The sequence below is a fragment of the Lachnoclostridium sp. An138 genome (assembly GCF_002160765.1).
Lineage (GTDB): Bacteria > Bacillota > Clostridia > Lachnospirales > Lachnospiraceae > Laedolimicola > Laedolimicola faecalis.
On record NZ_NFLF01000002.1, the window covers coordinates 1 to 16,696 of the forward strand.

The window sequence follows — 16,696 nt, forward strand, 5'->3', positions numbered from 1 at the left end:
ACCGAACTGACATTCGGTTTTTTGAAATACATACCGAAGGTCTATTAAAGTTACCCTTTTTTCTGAAAAACACATCAAAATCATCTTCAAAAAGTTCTTGACATATCACCAGAATGCTTCGTATCAGTGGAATGTACATTCTACTTATTAGACCATATAATGAGGGACTTGGATACATGAAAAATAAAAAATAAATGGGAGCCTGCCGCATGGGAACAGCACGACGGCAAAATCATACCGTTTTCACACAATAAAACAGCGCCCTGCACACAGCAGAACCCTGTCCACTGTATACCGGCGCCGTTTTTTCTTCACGTTTTTCTGATGTATTCTTATAAAATATTCAGTTCTTTCATCAATTTCTTCTGATAGTCTCTGTCTCGCAGGGCTCTTTGCAAATCCTCCATGCGATCTGATTCCAGCAGCTTCTTCATCAGAAGAAGCGCTCTGTCTTCTCCCTGCTCTATTCCCTGTTCTATCCCCTGTTTAAAGCCTTCTGCCCTTCCTTCCTCCAGTCCAAGCTCAATCGCTTCTTTTCGGAGATATTCTCTTTCCGCTTTCTCATCATATTCTGTCAACAGCATGTTCCGCACCTCCATCTTACTTTTGCTCAGAATATCAGCCAGTATCCCCTGTTCTATGCAGGTGTTCATTGCCTGATCCACAGCGTCCTCCAGCATCATCCCTTTCCGTAAATTCCGGCGGATTTCCTCGATGAACGCAGAATAGTCCCTTAATCTGGGGCAGCGCTCCATAACTGCCTGATTATGTCCATGGTTAATGTTTAGAACGAGAACTCTGCATTCCAGGCTGGGAGTTTCGTCCTTTTTCTGTCCCAGAAAAGAATCTGAAAGTAAAAGCTGTGTCTGATCAGGTTCCTCTTTTGTACCGTTGTAGAATACCACATATCTGGGAAATGGAAGCGGAAGCCTTTTCCCGATTCCGGTCAGGCGGTATCCGTTCTTCTTCAGATATCTCTGATATAAATCGGAAAAATAGAACAGGCCCCGCAGAGGCATGTTTTCGTTCCAGGTGCTCTGATGCTCATACAGATTTATGGAAGAGCACAGCAGAAAGGAAAGATCGTTTTTCATGCCCAGATAAAGCACATTTTCCAGCGTATTGATTTCCAGTTCCTTTGTATCTTTGTAATCTGTTCCGTTTATCGCATTGTACAGCTCCAGCAAATCCTTTTTATCATGAAAGACAAAGCGAAACAGCCTGTCCTTGTATCTGCGGTTTATCTTCTGTATGGTTTTAAAATAATACCGCTTTTTTGCCACTCAGTCAGCTTCTCCTCTCATTATACGTTTTCAGCGTCTGTTTTGCAAGATTGGAAAACGACAGTCAAGGGCATCATCTCCTTTATTTCCGCAGGGTATTGAACTGCTGCGTGATATGGAACTGAATTCTCAGTTTCGGGAAATGGAAAACAGAATTGCTTTCCTCAGCAGACGCGCGGCCGGCTTCCAAATGGACTCAAAGCCTGCCCGCAGATCCAGAATTTTATGACATTTTCAGAATAGCACAGCCACGCCTGTCCTGCAAGCGGAAATGTGAGAAAAGTGAGAAAACGGCCGCGGAAAGACGAAAATCCACCGGGGCGCTACTGTTCCGTCATCCGCAAAGATGTGGGACAAAGCTCTCTGCCCGGTGGATTTTTCTTTATACAATTCCTTACATGGTTTCCCTGTACCAAACCATGGACTCATAGGGGCGGAGAGTCCACTCGCCGGTCTCCGAAGCCGGATTCTCGTCCGCATAGTTGGTTAAAACACAGCGGTATCCTTTCATGGAAAGACCGGATTTCCAGGTGCACTCCTTCTCATAGAAATTATTCACCACAATCAGGTCCTGATTCTCATACGCCCGTCTGTAGGCCAATACCGACGGATGCTTCTCGGCCAGCGGCTCAAAGGAGCCATAGGCTATCACATCCAGGTCTTTTCTCATCTGTACCAGTTTCCGGTAATGGCTGAAAATGGAATTCTCATCCTCTGTCTGAGAGGCAGCATTGATGCGGTCATGGTTGGAATTGACGCCGATCCAGGGCTCCCGGGCGGAATCCGCGTCAGTAAAGCCTGCGTACCTGCTTCCATCCCACTGCATGGGCGTGCGGCCATTGTCGCGGGAATGAATCTGAACGATACGCAGAGCGTCCCGGGCTGCCAACCCTCTGTCCTGGAGGATCTGATAATAATTCAGGCTTTCCACATCCCTAAACTGGCCAATCTCTGTGAAATCCGTATTGGTCATGCCGATTTCCTCACCCTGATAGATGTAGGGTGTGCCGCGCATACAGTGAATCACGGTTCCCAGCATCTTTGCCGACTCTTTCCAGAGCCCTCCCTCGTCGCCGAAACGGGAAACCACACGGGGCTGATCATGATTGCACCAGAATACAGCGTTCCATGCGTTATGCTCTTCCATCTTTGTCTGCCAGGTGAACAGGATATCCTTCAGCTTTCCGAAATCTGCCGGGACCAGAACCCATTTTTCATTTCCCATAAAATCCACTTTCAGGTGATGGAAACTGAACACCATAGACAGCTCCTGAGTATCCGCGCCCGCATAGGAATAGCAGTTCTCAATGGAAGTGCTGGACATTTCGCCCACCGTAATGATCTCCGCGTCTGTTCCAAAGGTAGCCTGATTCAGTTCATGAAGATATTGATGCACATTGGGGCCGTCCGTGTAATACTTCCGTCCGTCTCCAGTCTCATCATCCTCAAAGCACCTCTTGCTGATCAGATTCACGACGTCGAACCGGAAGCCTTTTACGCCCTTTGCCATCCAGAAACGGATGACCTTCTGAAGCTCTTTTCTTACATTCTCATTATCCCAGTTCAGGTCCGGCTGGGTCACATGGAAAAGATGCAGGTAATACTCATCAAACTTCTCCACATACTCCCAGGCGTTTCCCCCGAACTTGCTCTCCCAGTTGGTGGGAGGCTCACCGTTCTCCTTTCCCTTGCGGAAGAAGAAGAAATCTTTGTAATAGGGATCTCCTTCCATGGCTTTACGGAACCACTCGTGGCGGCTGGATACATGGTTGAATACCATGTCAAACATCAGGCGGATGCCCCTCTTACCTGCCTCCGCAATCAGTTCCTCCAGATCCTCCATAGTGCCGTACCTGGGATCAATATTGTAATAGTCCTCTACATCATAGCCGTTGTCATTCTGGGGAGATACGAAAAACGGAGTCATCCAGATATAATCCACGCCAAGCTTCTGAAGGTAATCCAGCTTTCCAATGACCCCACGCAGATCGCCCAGGCCATCGCCGTTGCTGTCGCAGAATGATTTCGGATAAATCTGATAAACCGTACTTTTCTTAAAATCCTGTGCCATATGATTTTCCCTCTCTATTCCCTCTCTGTTTCCTCTCAGTTTTCTCTCTGTTTCCTTCTGTCCGGTCCTGTATCTTTTATTCATAGGTGATAACCGTAGTCTCCGCTGCCTTCGCCTCTATGCCGGAATGCATCGCCACATTTTTCGCGTCTCCTTCACCGGTCACAATCAGCATCGTGGTCAGCGGATGGCCTGCCGCCCTGATCTTTTCCGGGTCAAACTGAATCAGAGGATCTCCCGCGCGGACCTTCTGTCCCTCATCCACAAAGAGCTCGAAGCCGTCTCCGTTCATATCCACCGTATCGATTCCCACATGAATCAGAAGCTCCAGTCCGTTTGCCAGGGTCAGGCCGCAGGCATGGGAACCCAGCTCTACTACCTGCAGCGGCTCCGGTATCTGGATGATGTCCCGCTGATCCTGGATCACAATTACTTTCTGAAAGAACTGATGCCGGGACTGACCCCCGAAATCGCAGAGCATTCCATCTATGAGTATCTGGAGCAGACGCTTGGCTTCACTATCTCCACCAGCAAACGGACCATGACCGTGGAGCGGGTCACACAGGTGGACGAAACCTATCTGGATATGAACGACTACAACTGCATGGCTGTCATCTCCAGCCAGACCTTCAACGCCGACGGCATTCAGTTTGAATACACCCAGTCCCGCCACCGCCCGGATCATTTTCAGTTTCAGGACGTGGCAGTCCGGAAAAAGAACAGCTGATCATTTCTACGGGTGCCGCGCCGGAACCGGCCTTCATTTCCACGCTCAGATACTGAAACCGAGATACCGCGCAAAAAGCCCGCGGTCCGAAGTTCGGACCGCAGGCTTTTTCCTTATAAAAACATATCCCGGAATATGGCACCGGTGCAGCGCCGCCGGGACATCCGTTCCCGGTCCCTGCTGCCTAATATAATATACGCATTTCTTCCGCATGGGTGAAGGCCAGATCCATACCCGCCATTCCCATGGCAAACAGGACAAGCAGAATCAGGAGAAATATAGCAGCCCCATCATACACCAGCTTTTCCTCAGCCCTCCGGCTGCTGGCCAGCACCTCAATTCCCAGCGAAATAAAAATCAGAGGCCACAGGCGGAAAATCAATTCGTAATCCAGAGCCGGAAAAATCATCCGAAGAAGGAACAGCGCGCCCATCACAACCAGGATCAGGCCAAAAGTAACAGTTCCCACTCTATGCGTTCGTATCGTCCGTTTCTCTTCCATCCTCTTCTTCCTCCTTTTCATCCAGAAGCTCCCGCTTCTTTCCGCGGATCATCCAGACACCTGCCACGATAATCGCGATACCAAGCACAGTCTGCGGAAGCCGGTAACTGAGTACAGAAACGAAATCCTGCATAAAATCCGGAATAATATACCAGATCAGATCCAGAAGATTATTCCACAAAATCGAAATGCCGATCAGAATCAGTACCACTGCAGCCAGCTTCCGATAACGGGACACGGTCATTTTATTCCAAAACTCCTTTCCGGAACCATCCAGATGAAACAGGTAATCATCTTCCAGCGCGTAAAACTCTTCGTCATCCATAGCTCTCAAATTGTGCGCATGGAAGAACGCGTAAAACCACACTACGATATCCGCCAATACAAAAATGCTCTGTCCAAAGAAGCCTCCTATAATAAACAGACCGAAAAACAGGCCCATCAGGCTTACTCCCATTTTCATAAAGCCCATGTACATCTCCGCCGCTCCTGGCAGCAGAGAAAAAATAAATGTCCAGAATCCACTTTTTTTCTTTGTCATATCTCTAATCCTCCGTTTGACTGCTTATGTTCATATACCAGTTCATATTATTCAGCATCCGGTTCATGGTCCGCATGCCCTGATTCAGCTTATTGCCAAGAGACTCCTCCTGCTGCACCGTAATTCCTGCGGTATTGCTCATATCCGGTATCTCTTTCGGCACCATCATCACCAGGAACAGCGCCATCACCACGGCCGCCCCTACCTTCAGGCTGTAATAGAGGAACTGAAGCTTTTTCGGAATCTGCCGTGTCTGCACCCGGAGCTGATAATCCAGACTCCTGGAGCGCTCCAGGATTTCCTGTTTCATGTGTGCCGGAGCAGGAATCAGTCCTTCGGCTTCTGCCTGTCGGATCAGCTGTTCTGTATAAGCGTCCAGCTCCTGCTTTGATAAGTTCTCTATCCTTCCGTCTGTCCTCATACGCTTCTCTCCTCCTTCTTTCCGTATTTTTTGCGAAGCATACCCCGCGCTCTGTAAATCTGTGTCTGCACCGTCTTCACATTGCGTTCTCTCTTTTCTGCAATCTCTCCCACATCCATCTCGTAGTAGTAATAGTCCAGTGCGATTTCATCATAGGGCGGTTTCAATTCCTTACATGCTCTGTAAAGCTCATCTCTGACCTCCCGAGCCAGACAGCTCTCCTCCGGCGACTCTGCCGTATCCTCCTGCCAGGAAAACCATTCATCCTCTGTAGGTACACTCCGTCTTCCGGCTGCTTTCAGGTAATCCAGGCACTTGTTCGTGGCTATTCTGCAGATCCATGCCTTTTCATGGCGTCCGTCAAAGGAGGAATATTTTTCATAAGCGGATAGAAATGTTTCCTGAGCCAAATCTTCCGCCGCAAAATAATCGCCCGTCATCTTGAAGCAGATTGAGAACACAAGACTCTGATATCTGTCTATCAGCTCTTCCAGTTTCTCATCCCTGTTAATCTCATCCGCCTCCCCTCCTCACATATTACTTTTCCAGCTCTTGTTTTCTATTTCTTATTTTCTCCTGTTCATCTACTATAACGACAGCCGTTTTCCGATCTCTTCACTTTTTTCAAAAAAATTTGGAGTTTTATATAAGCGGACGGCTTTCGCCTTTCCTTATCCTGTGTTCGGACATTTCACGGACAGCTGTGTGCTCCCTGCCGGACCAAACGTCCGCAGGTATCCCACAGCTGTTCGCGAAAAGCCGGACACTTGGATTAAGGAAAGGCGAAAGCCTGGCCTATGTAAAACTCCAAAGTGTTTTGCGTGTCTTGTACATACTGCTGATACACAATATAGAAACAGCCAACCGCAGAACTCTTTCTTCTTTATCCTAATTCCCGGAGCAGTACAATACTTTCTGTCACTTTCTCCTATCTATCCTACGACAGATGCTTCTCAAATTTTCCTTCAACCGCTACATTCTCCTTGCTTACCAGAAACGCCGACGGATCTACCTGGCGCAGCTTGTGTTTCAAAGCCGAAAGCTCATGTTTGGAGACTACCGTAAAGATAATGTTCGTCTCCTGGTTCGTGTAACCGCCTCTGGCTTCCCAGTAGGTCACGCCTCTGACCAGATCTGTCAGAATATAGGCCATAACCCTCTGCGGCTCCTCCTTGGTAAAGATAAATACCCCTGTGCTGATGTTCTGGGTATGGGTTTTGTCCAGCGCCAGCGCGCTGGCGGCGCTGTAAATGATACAGTAAATGACAACCTTGATATCAAACAGCAGCGCGCAGGCCAGATAAATGCAGCAGTTTATGATCAGGTTCAGCCGCCCTACGCTGAATTCCTGACGGCGCTTTGTGATGAACATTCCCAGAATATCTGCGCCTCCGCTGCTGCCTCCGCCCCGGAGGGCAATTCCCATACCGGCGCCTGCCAGGATTCCACCCATCAGACTGGCAGTGATGGTATCCTCCACAAGCGGCGCTGCCGGAATCGGAATCAGTGTCAAAAACAGCGTCTGGCTGAAGATGCAGACAACGGTCCGGATAAAAAAGCCCCTGCCTATGGAAAAATAGGCCAGAAAGAACAGAGGAATATTCAGTACAAAGTTAATAATACCCGCTATATCCGTGCCGCCCATGCTGAAGTCTGTGTATCTTATCAAAAGAGTACGCAGAATCTGGCTGATTCCCATGACGCCGCCGCTGTAAAGATCCGCAGGCACGATAAAGGTATTGACGCCCACGGAATAAATAAACATACCAACCACTGCTATCAGAAGCCGGACTACATCCTTTCTTTCAAGCTTCCAGAGCATATCGTCAGCCGATCGGTGCAGCTTTTTCCGCTCTCTGCTCAAAATACCACCTTCCCGCCTTCAAAAGCTCTGATCCTGGCCTGGGCATATACCGGAATTCCCTGGCTTTCCAGCTTTTCTCTCCCCGGCTGGAATGTCTTTTCAATCAGAACGCCGATCCCTGCCACTGTAGCGTGAGCCTTACGGATCAGGCGCACCGCGCCGGTAGCCGCTTCGCCGTTTGCCAGGAAATCATCTACGATCAGCACATGATCGGAATCCGAGATATAATTTTTCGCAAGCGTCAGCCGGTAAGAGGTGTCTTTGGTATAAGATACCACTTCCGTCTGCCAAACCTCTGTGCCGAGATTCTCCGCATTCTGTTTTTTCAGAATTACCAGAGGAACTTCCAGGGCTCTGGCCGTAAAAAGCGCCGGCGCGATTCCAGAGGCCTCTATCGTAAAAACCTTTGTCACTCCCTGCCCCCGGAAGTGCTCTGCCATATCCTTGCCCAGCTCTTCCATAAGGTTCACATCAACCTGATGGCTGACAAAACTGTCCACCTTCAGGATATCGTCTCCCAGCACTTTCCCTTCCTGCAGTATTTTATCTTCCAGCAGCTTCATTTTCTGTCCTGTCCTTTCCCGTCGCAAATCTGTCCCGACTGTCTTCTTATTCTGTCTTATTCTGTCTTATTCTGTCCTATTCCGTTCTATTCCGTTCTAGTCTGCGTTTTCCGCGTCTTCCGCATTTTCCGATTCTGCACTCCCGTCATCTCTGCCCTCCGGCCAGACGATCCTGGGAAGCGCCGACTTTACTTCCTCATGAAGGACTACATCCGCCTTCTCATCTGTAAAATGCTTCTGCGCGTGAATGATAATCATGGTCTTTCCATGAAAATACTGTACATATCCATCGCAGAGACCGGAATTGATGGAAGTTCCCAGAAGCAGCAGTACTTCCGCCCTGGAAATCTCTCCTACCGCCTCCGTCATGACCTGATTGTCCACCTGTTCTCCGAACAGCAGCACCTTAGGCCTCACCGGAACCATACACTCCTGACAAAGCGGCACCTTTCGGGAATCGCGCATATATTCCATCGAATACTTTTTTCCGCAGCGCGGGCATTCATTGTCATAGATGGTTCCATGAAGATTCAGAATCTTTTTGCATCCCGCCCTGCCCGGAAGATTATGCACATTGTTGGCGATGCTGCACTGGAGTTTTCCCCGCCTTTCCAGCTCCGCCAGCGCATAAAATCCCTGGCTTGGCTCCAGAGGCGGCATCAGCATGTATTTCCTGTAATAGTTAAAAAACGTCTCTGTGCGGTTTGTATAGAATACAGATGAAAAAATCTCTTCCGGAGAATACCCGTACTCTTTTTCTACCTGATAGGCGATTTCCGGAGCTCTGAGACTCGGCATCCCTGACTCCTTCATCATATCGGTACCGCACATCGCCACCGTATAGCTGCTCTTATCCAAGATGTCACGAATCATTTCATACTCATTCATAGGAAAACCTCCGTGGAAATATGATTTTGACAGCATTCCTGCGCCTCTCCTGTCAACCGCATACTGCCTGCTTTTATTGTGCCATCTTCCGTCATTTATGTCAATATTTTTCCTTTGTTCTTTTCCTGTTTTATCGAATATGCACAAAACCCTTCGGCGCGGAAGTCATCTGAAACTCCGCATCGAAGGGTTCCTGTTTTCAGCCGTCCGGGTATCTGCCGATCCGCGTCAGATACGCGCTACGCCTGACTTTCTTGCAGCCTCTGCCACTGCCTCTGCCACTGCTTTTCCGACTCTCGGATCAAAAGCGGCCGGGATGATATAGTCCTCGGACAGCTCGTCCTCAGAAATCAGGTTCGCCAGCGCCTCAGCAGCAGCCATCTTCATCTCATCATTGATATCGCTCGCGCGCACATCGAAAGCTCCGCGGAAGATTCCCGGGAATGCCAGCACATTGTTAATCTGGTTCGGGAAATCACTGCGGCCTGTGGCAATTACCCGCGCTCCGCCTGCCTTTGCCTCATCGGGATAAATCTCCGGTGTCGGGTTCGCGCATGCAAAGATGATAGCGTCCTTTGCCATGGTCTTTACCATATCTGTGGTCAGGCTGCCCGGAGCGCTCACGCCGATAAACACGTCTGCGCCCTTCACAATGTCGGCCAGGCTTCCATGGATCTTGTCCCGGTTTGTGATCTTTGCCATCTCTTCCTTAATGGGATTCATGCCCTTCTCACGGCCTTCATAGATAGCTCCGGTACGGTCACACAGAGTCACATTCTTAATGCCTGCCGCAATCAGAAGCTTTGTGATGGAAATAGCAGCCGCTCCGGCTCCGTTTACAGCTACCTTAATCTCCTCTTTCTTCTTTCCAACCAGACGAAGCGCGTTGGTCAGACCTGCCAGCGTAATAACAGCCGTTCCATGCTGATCATCATGGAAAATCGGAATATCGCATTTTTCTTTCAGCTTTTTCTCAATCTCAAAGCAGCGGGGAGCAGCGATGTCCTCCAGGTTCACGCCGCCGCAGCTTCCGGAAATCAGATAAATCGTATTTACGATCTCATCCACATCCTTGCTCTTGATGCACAGCGGGAAAGCGTCTACATTACCGAACTCTTTGAACAGCACGCACTTTCCTTCCATAACCGGCATACCGGCTTCCGGTCCGATATCGCCAAGTCCCAGGACAGCGGTACCGTCTGTCACAACCAGACAGGTGTTCCAGCGGTTTGTATATACATAAGATTTGCTGATATCCTTCTGGATTTCCAGACAGGGCTGGGCTACTCCAGGCGTGTAGGCCAGAGACAGGTCTTCCTTAGTCTTTACCGGAACTCTGGACTTGATTTCGATCTTTCCTCTGAACTTCTCATGAAGCTCAAGGCTTCTCTCTGCAACAGTCTTTTCTGCCATTATTATAGCTCTCCTCTCATATTTTCATCTATACCCGCGCTCTCCGGCTCCTCGGCTTTCAAAGGCCGGAAAACACAGGTCTCCGTTTATTCAACTCTTTAATAATAATACATTTTTTCAGTCAGGTAAAGCATTTCTTTTCCCGTAAAACTGTTTTCCTGGTCTTTTTCTGGTCTTTTTTCCAGCCCTCTTTCTGCACTGTTTACTGAAGAAACCTTTTTCAGCAGAACACTCTCTTACCACGAAAGACGAAGTCCCTTCGGATAATGGTTTTTCAGCATTCCTCCGGCCAGTTTCCCCCAGCCCAGAGGATAGCCATCCACAAGTACCAGCGCCCAGCCTTTCTGCGCTTTCCCTGCTCTCTCTTCTTTCTGCCCTTTCTGTATTTCTCCCTGCTTTCCCGAAGGCTGCAGCTCTTCTCCACGGAGATAGGCGCGGATTTCCCCGGAATCCGCCGGATAAGAGAATACCCGGAGCGCGTCCTCCGCTCTCAGGGCAAGCGCCAGAGCATGAGACGGTTCAAAACGATTCTTTTTTACCATTCCCAGATGAAGGCCGGCCCGCAGCACCTTAAGTCCTGCCAGGTTCAGCTCACAGGGCAGTAGAAAGAGCTGGTCTCCAAAAAGAACCGGTATGCCTTCCGGCTGTCCCGCCAAAGTCTCCCGGGCAAATTCCTGATAAAGCTGAATCGCCTCTTTTTCTCTCTGGGCCATCCTGTCCTTTCCGAAACGGTTCCCGGCAGTCCGCCCTCTCTCTGCTTTTTTCCCGGCTCTCTCTTCCTCGTTCTGCTCCGCCCTGGAACCTGATTTTTCCAGCACAGCCAGATAATGTCCCTCCCCTTCCAGGAGGTGGGGCCAGAGCCGGAAGGTATCTCTGATCTGCATGGCAGCCTCTTCCACAGTTCTTCCCTGCCCTTTGCCTCTGTCCTCTTCCTTCTGAACATCTGCCAGAACCTCTGCCGCCCACTCCGGGCGGCCTGGCGCAAAGCTTTCGCAGGCTTCCACCTTTTTCACAGCAAATTCGGGATGACGCAGCAGGAAAGCCGCCATGCTTCCCTCGTCCTCCTCCGGCGCAAACGTGCAGGTGGAATATACCAGCACACCTCCCGGGCACAGCATTTCCGCCGCATGCTCCAGGATACTCTGCTGCCTTTCGGCGCACATCTTCACATTTTCAGGGCTCCACTGGGTGACAGCCTGCTCATCCTTACGGAACATTCCTTCCCCGGAACAGGGGGCGTCCACCACAATCCGGTCAAAAAAACCGGGAAAATGTTCCGCCAGGCACTCCGGTGTCTCATTGGTCACCACAGCATTTGTAATCCCCATACGCTCCACGTTAGAGGAAAGGATTTTGGCCCGGGCCGGATGAATCTCATTGGATACCAGCAGGCCCTGCCCTTTCATGGCTGCCGCCAGCTGCGTGGTCTTTCCCCCGGGCGCCGCGCAGAGGTCGAGAATCCTCTCGCCCGGCGCCGCGCCCGCCAAAGCGCCCACCGCCATAGCGCTGGGCTCCTGAATATAGTAAAGCCCCGCCTCATGCCAGGGATGTTTTCCCGGCCTGTCCGCCTCCCCGTAATAGAAACCGCCCGGCGCCCAGGGTACCGGGCGCAGCTCAAAGGGGCTGATCCTCTGAAATTCCTCCGGCGCCAGCTTGCAGGTATTCACACGCAGAGCCTGATAAGGTCTGTGCTCATAACTCTCCAGAAAGGCGGAATATTCCTTTCCCAAAAGCTCTTTCATTCGATTCTCAAATTCCTTTGGCAGCTTCATGCTCATTTTTCCTCACAGACCTGGAAAATATAGAATTTCAGATAATATGACTCGTCTGCCGCCCAGAGAATCGGATGATCCGGCGCCTGAGTCCGGTATTCCACCTGTCTCAGCCTCCTGTGCACACTTCTGGCAGCCTGCTGCAGAGTCTGGGTGAAAAGCTCATAGGTCATAAAATGAGAACAGGAGCAGGTAGCCAGAAAGCCTCCGTCCCGCACCAGTTTCATACCGCGCATATTGATCTCCCGGTACCCCTTCACCGCATTTTTCACCGAACTCCGGGACTTGGTGAAGGCAGGCGGGTCCAGAATCACTACATCAAAATGTTCCCCTTTTTTCTCCAGCTCCGGCAGAAGATCAAAGACATCGGCGCATTGAAAACGCACCCGATCCTGAAGGCCGTTCAGCTCCGCATTCAGCACGGCCTGATGAACCCCCAGCTCAGAAGCGTCCACGCCCAGCACTTCCCTGGCTCCGGCCAGTCCCGCATTCAGGGCGAAGGAACCTGTGTGGGTGAAGCAGTCCAGCACGCGCGCATTCCTGCAGAGTTTTTGCACAGCCAGCCGGTTATATTTCTGATCCAGGAAAAATCCGGTCTTCTGGCCGTCCTTTACGTCCACCAGATAACGAACACCGTTTTCCGTGATTTCCACGTTCGTATCAAAAGGCTCTCCCAGAAAGCCCTTAACCCTTTCCATGCCCTCTTTTTCCCGTTCCTTCGCATCGCTTCTCTCATAGACGCCGCGGACCCGGATTCCATCCTCCAGAAGCGCTGCTTTCAGTTCCTCCACAATCACTTCTTTCATACGATCCATGCCGAGAGCCAGGGACTGTATCACAAGCACATCTGAAAATTTGTCAGCAACGATTCCCGGCAGAAAATCTGCTTCTCCGAAAATCAGCCTGCAGCTTGCTGTATCCACAGTCCTTTTTCTGTATTCCCAGGCATCGCGCACTCTTTTTCTTAAGAATTCCTGGTCTATTTCCTGATTCGGATTCCTGGTCAGCATCCGCACACGGATCTTGGAATGACGGTTGATGAATCCTTTCCCCAGTCCATAACCGTCAAAGTCATGGACCTGGACAATATCTCCGTCCTCAAAACCTCCCAGCACAGACTCTATCTCGTTATCATAAATCCAGGCTCCTCCAGCCTTCAGCGACCGGCCCTCACCCTTTTTCAATGTCACTATCGCAGTTTCCAATTTCATTCTCCCTGATTGTTTTTTCTGTTTTCTCTTTTTCTCTTTTCCCGTTTTCCCCAGGCCTTTGTATCTGTTTTTCACGCTGCCTGCAGTTTCTTGTTCCGTTATTTGTTCCGTTATTTCTTCAGTTATCCACACCGTTTTTCGCGCAGATGTCAGACAGGCAGCAGCGCTCACAATGGGGCTTCGTTCTTGCAGTACAGACATCCCGCCCATGATAAACCAGTCTGTGGCAGAAATCACTGCCTTCCTCCGGAGGAATCAGCTTCCAAAGGGCCATCTCCACCTTCTTGGGCTCTTTGATATTATCCACCAGTCCCATGCGGTTTACAAGGCGGATACAGTGGGTATCCGTCACAATAGCCGGCTTTCCAAACACATCACCCATAATCAGATTTGCGCTCTTTCTTCCCACACCTGGAAGCTTCAGAAGCTCATCAAAGGTATCCGGCACATTTCCGCCATACTGTTCCATCAAAATCTTCATACAGGCGCTGATATCTCTTGCCTTGCTGTGTCCCAGGCCGCAGGGCTTTACTATAGCCTCAATGTCCCCCACCGGCGCTTCTGCCAGAGATTTCACATCCGGGTATTTTTCATACAGCTTTTCTACCACTACATTTACCCTGGCATCGGTACATTGAGCCGCCAGGCGCACGCTGACCAGCAGCTTCCACGCCTGATCATAGTCCAGAGTGCAGTCTGCGTCCGGATATTCTTTCTTCAGTCTTTCTATGATTTCCAGCGCAAGTTTTTCTTTTGTCATAACAATTCCTCTTATCCTGATCTGTGTCTGCAGTTTCTTTTCCGTATAGAAGTATAGACTATTTCAACGGGATTGTCACGCGGAAACCTCCGGATTCTCCATATTTCCCATTTCTTTTCCCCCGCTCTTCCCCAGACGGGTCTGACCGGCACATGCGCGATCCATTGACTCGTTGGTTCATTGACTGGCGCATCACTGTTCAGACTCCTCTTGTTATTTCCGTCTGTTCATGATATAATCGATACACCTGATGGAAGCATAGCTCAGCTGGGATGAGCGCTCGCCTGACTAGCGGGAGGTCAAGGGTTCGAGCCCCTTTGCTTCCATTTTTTATGCCCTGTTTTCTACATTTTCTGCTGCCGGAAAACGCATCATTTACGGCCGTTACGCAGAAAAGATATAAAAAGATATAAAGATATAAAAAAGGCTGCCCGGGGGAACCCTTGCATTTCCCTGGCTGCGGCAGTATAATAATCTTGGCGCCAGTTCCGGGGAGGAGTGCGGTTTCGCCCGTATCGCCGGTGTCCGGTCTCACACATATTTATCCCGAGAACACGCGGCGGCTGGAGCCCTTTGAAATTGAAAAAAAAGAAAAGCGGACAGATTTTCTTCATGAGAGGATCTGCCCGCTTTTTGTTAATCCTATCCTACGTGAGCAAGCTCCCTCCGGATTGTCTTCACAAGTCTTTCGCAGTAATTGGCAATGAACCCTGCTCACCCATGAGCAGGGCAGCCCGAAAATCTGAGATTTTCGGACTCGCGTGCTTCGCACTATGGAAGACGAAAGGAAAAAGCACTTACATGCAAGCATGACATGTTTTTTCCTTTCGTCTTCCGCACTGCTCATGGCTTACGCGCAAAAAAAGGAACCTGGGTACAGGTTCCTGAAATTTCGAGGGAGTGGGGGCTTCCTCCCGGAAGTCCCCGAGTGTTATGAATGAAATACTGATATGTGTTCTTGCTACATGTTTAATATAGCAGGGAATTGTGACTAATCTATGTACTCCCTCTAAAAAATGTATAAAGTAGATTAAGAAATTCTTACGAAAGACGAAAGAAATCGAAAACCGGATTTTTCCTCTATAATACCTTGGAGAGAAAGTCCTGGAGCCTCGGATCTTTCGGGTGATCAAAGAACTCCTTCGGCTCATTTTCTTCCTTAATGACTCCTTCATCCATGAACACCACGCGGGTTCCCACTTCACGGGCAAAGCCCATCTCATGAGTTACTACCACCATGGTCATTCCGTCGTCTGCCAGCCTCTTCATCAGCTCCAGCACTTCACCCACCATCTCCGGGTCGAGAGCTGAGGTGGGCTCGTCAAAGAGCATTACCTCCGGATTCATGGCAAGAGAACGCACAATGGCAATTCTCTGCTTCTGCCCGCCGGAAAGCTGGGCGGGATAGGAATCTGCCTTCTCTTCCAGGTTGACAAGCTTCAGAAGACGCATGGCTTCCGCTTCCGCCTCTTCCTTTGTCTTCAGCTTCAGCTGTACGGGCGCAAGCATGATATTTTTCTTCACCGTCAGATTGGCAAAGAGATTAAAATGCTGGAACACCATCCCCATCCGGCGTCTGATCAGATTGACATCTACACCGGGAGCTGTGATTTCCTGTCCATCGAAAACGATAGAACCGTCTGTGGGCTGCTCCAGAAGATTCAGGCAGCGCAGAAATGTAGATTTTCCGGAACCGGAGGGTCCTACTATAACCACCTTTTCTCCCGGCCTGATATGCATGTCTACGCCGGAGAGCACCTGCATATCTCCAAATGTTTTCTTTAATCCCTTAACGTAAATCACTCTGTCTCAGCCTCCTCTCCACCTTGCCCAGAATCCAGGACAGCACAAGCACCAGCGCAAGGTAAATCACCGCAATCGCAATATACGGCACAAATGCCTGATAAGTCTTGGACTGAATAAGCATAGCCCCCTTAGTCAGATCCTTAAGGCCTATCACTGTTACCACGGAAGTCTCCTTGAGAAGTGTAATCAGCTCATTTCCCAGAGCAGGAAGTACATTCTTAAATGCCTGGGGAATGATGACATGACGCATGGTCGCCGTATAGTTCAGTCCCAGAGAACGTCCCGCCTCCATCTGTCCTCTGTCAATGGACATGATACCGGAACGGATAATCTCTGCCACATAGGCTCCTGAGTTAATACCAAAGGACAGAATCGCGCAGCGAATCATATTTTCGTCTGTAGACCGGGCGCTGGCCCAGATTACAAACCACATAATCAGCAGCTGCACCAGCGTCGGCGTTCCGCGGATCACCGTCAGATATACCTTGCAGATTCCGTTCAGAACCCGCAGTACAATTCCCTTTTTCTTTTCCGGCTGCTGATCGTGAGCGGAACGGATAATTCCCACAAGTACGCCCAGAGCCAGACCAATCAGCAAGGCAAATGCCGTAACCAGAAGCGTAACTCCTATACCCCGGACAAAATACTGATAATTATTGTCCAGAATAAAGGTCTGATAAATGCCAAGTTTCAAATCTTCTATAAATCCTTCCACGCCGCATGGCCCCCTTTCGTAATTTCTTCCTAACGTCCGTGTACAAAGGGCAAAATCTTTTGCCCCTTGTATACTGACGTCAGAAAACGAGGGTGTTCATCTTTTGTCTGAACACCCTCGCTGATGCTCTTCTGATTCGCAGCCGCCGTCCGGAAAAGT

Annotated in this window: 16 protein-coding genes, 1 tRNA gene and 1 pseudogene; 2 read left to right on the top strand and 16 right to left on the bottom strand. The window is 49.8% G+C overall.

Features of this window, described 5'->3' with window-relative positions; all coding sequences use genetic code 11:
• Positions 1–332 precede the first annotated feature (332 nt).
• From B5E82_RS01760 to B5E82_RS18370, 3 genes are all read right to left on the bottom strand, one after another.
• The gene (locus B5E82_RS01760) at positions 333–1,283 is read right to left on the bottom strand and encodes a hypothetical protein (protein ID WP_087305700.1); all 951 of its coding nucleotides are present in this window, start codon (positions 1,281–1,283) and stop codon (positions 333–335) included.
• Positions 1,284–1,677: 394 nt separating this feature from the next.
• Positions 1,678–3,354 (bottom strand): alpha,alpha-phosphotrehalase, encoded by a 1,677-nt coding sequence (gene treC / locus B5E82_RS01765; RefSeq protein ID WP_087305923.1) that lies wholly within the window; start codon positions 3,352–3,354, stop codon positions 1,678–1,680.
• A 76-nt stretch (positions 3,355–3,430) separates the two neighbouring features.
• Entirely contained in the window at positions 3,431–3,781 is a 351-nt protein-coding gene (locus B5E82_RS18370; protein WP_242966222.1) for a PTS sugar transporter subunit IIA, read from the bottom strand.
• On the opposite strand from B5E82_RS18370, the pseudogene B5E82_RS18375 reads away from it, so the two are divergent.
• Positions 3,713–4,081 (top strand): annotated as a pseudogene (locus tag B5E82_RS18375) (UTRA domain-containing protein); the annotation flags it as partial. The gene B5E82_RS18370 and the pseudogene B5E82_RS18375 sit on opposite strands and share 69 nt — an antisense overlap.
• 184 nt (positions 4,082–4,265) lie before the next feature.
• Here the strand turns inward: B5E82_RS18375 and B5E82_RS01775 are convergent.
• The 11 genes from B5E82_RS01775 to B5E82_RS01825 all read right to left on the bottom strand — a co-directional run bounded on the left by B5E82_RS01775 (position 4,266) and on the right by B5E82_RS01825 (position 14,016).
• Complete coding sequence (locus B5E82_RS01775; RefSeq protein ID WP_087305702.1) at positions 4,266–4,583, bottom strand: LiaI-LiaF-like domain-containing protein; 318 nt, start codon at positions 4,581–4,583, stop codon at positions 4,266–4,268.
• Complete coding sequence (locus tag B5E82_RS01780) at positions 4,552–5,124, bottom strand: hypothetical protein (RefSeq protein ID WP_087305703.1); 573 nt, start codon at positions 5,122–5,124, stop codon at positions 4,552–4,554. Before B5E82_RS01780 ends, B5E82_RS01775 begins: the two co-directional genes overlap by 32 nt.
• 4 nt (positions 5,125–5,128) lie before the next feature.
• Positions 5,129–5,545: a hypothetical protein gene (locus tag B5E82_RS01785; RefSeq protein ID WP_087305704.1), complete on the bottom strand. Its 417-nt coding sequence runs from the start codon at positions 5,543–5,545 to the stop codon at positions 5,129–5,131.
• The gene (locus B5E82_RS01790; protein ID WP_087305705.1) at positions 5,542–6,057 is read right to left on the bottom strand and encodes an RNA polymerase sigma factor; all 516 of its coding nucleotides are present in this window, start codon (positions 6,055–6,057) and stop codon (positions 5,542–5,544) included. Before B5E82_RS01790 ends, B5E82_RS01785 begins: the two co-directional genes overlap by 4 nt.
• A 425-nt stretch (positions 6,058–6,482) precedes the next feature.
• A complete protein-coding gene (locus B5E82_RS01795; RefSeq protein WP_242966223.1) occupies positions 6,483–7,409 on the bottom strand; it encodes a YitT family protein in 927 nt (308 codons plus the stop codon).
• Positions 7,406–7,972 carry a xanthine phosphoribosyltransferase gene (locus B5E82_RS01800; RefSeq protein WP_087305706.1) on the bottom strand — a complete coding sequence of 189 codons (567 nt, stop codon included), beginning with the start codon at positions 7,970–7,972 and terminating at the stop codon, positions 7,406–7,408. Before B5E82_RS01800 ends, B5E82_RS01795 begins: the two co-directional genes overlap by 4 nt.
• 96 nt (positions 7,973–8,068) lie before the next feature.
• The gene (locus B5E82_RS01805) at positions 8,069–8,860 is read right to left on the bottom strand and encodes an SIR2 family NAD-dependent protein deacylase (protein WP_087305925.1); all 792 of its coding nucleotides are present in this window, start codon (positions 8,858–8,860) and stop codon (positions 8,069–8,071) included.
• A 228-nt stretch (positions 8,861–9,088) separates the two neighbouring features.
• Positions 9,089–10,273: an NAD(P)-dependent malic enzyme gene (locus B5E82_RS01810; protein WP_087305707.1), complete on the bottom strand. Its 1,185-nt coding sequence runs from the start codon at positions 10,271–10,273 to the stop codon at positions 9,089–9,091.
• Positions 10,274–10,509: 236 nt separating this feature from the next.
• Positions 10,510–12,045 (bottom strand): RsmF rRNA methyltransferase first C-terminal domain-containing protein, encoded by a 1,536-nt coding sequence (locus B5E82_RS01815; protein ID WP_087305708.1) that lies wholly within the window; start codon positions 12,043–12,045, stop codon positions 10,510–10,512.
• Positions 12,046–12,047: 2 nt separating this feature from the next.
• Entirely contained in the window at positions 12,048–13,250 is a 1,203-nt protein-coding gene (locus B5E82_RS01820; protein ID WP_087305926.1) for a class I SAM-dependent rRNA methyltransferase, read from the bottom strand.
• A 124-nt stretch (positions 13,251–13,374) separates the two neighbouring features.
• Positions 13,375–14,016, bottom strand: coding sequence for an endonuclease III domain-containing protein (locus B5E82_RS01825; RefSeq protein ID WP_087305709.1), 642 nt, complete (start codon positions 14,014–14,016; stop codon positions 13,375–13,377).
• A gap of 252 nt (positions 14,017–14,268) precedes the next feature.
• On the opposite strand from B5E82_RS01825, the gene B5E82_RS01830 reads away from it, so the two are divergent.
• Positions 14,269–14,342 (top strand) — tRNA-Val (locus B5E82_RS01830).
• Positions 14,343–15,096: 754 nt separating this feature from the next.
• Here the strand turns inward: B5E82_RS01830 and B5E82_RS01835 are convergent.
• A complete protein-coding gene (locus B5E82_RS01835) occupies positions 15,097–15,819 on the bottom strand; it encodes an amino acid ABC transporter ATP-binding protein (protein WP_087305710.1) in 723 nt (240 codons plus the stop codon).
• Positions 15,806–16,537, bottom strand: coding sequence for an amino acid ABC transporter permease (locus tag B5E82_RS01840; RefSeq protein ID WP_242966224.1), 732 nt, complete (start codon positions 16,535–16,537; stop codon positions 15,806–15,808). The genes B5E82_RS01835 and B5E82_RS01840 overlap by 14 nt, the downstream gene beginning before the upstream one ends.
• Between the last annotated feature and the right edge of the window lie 159 nt (positions 16,538–16,696).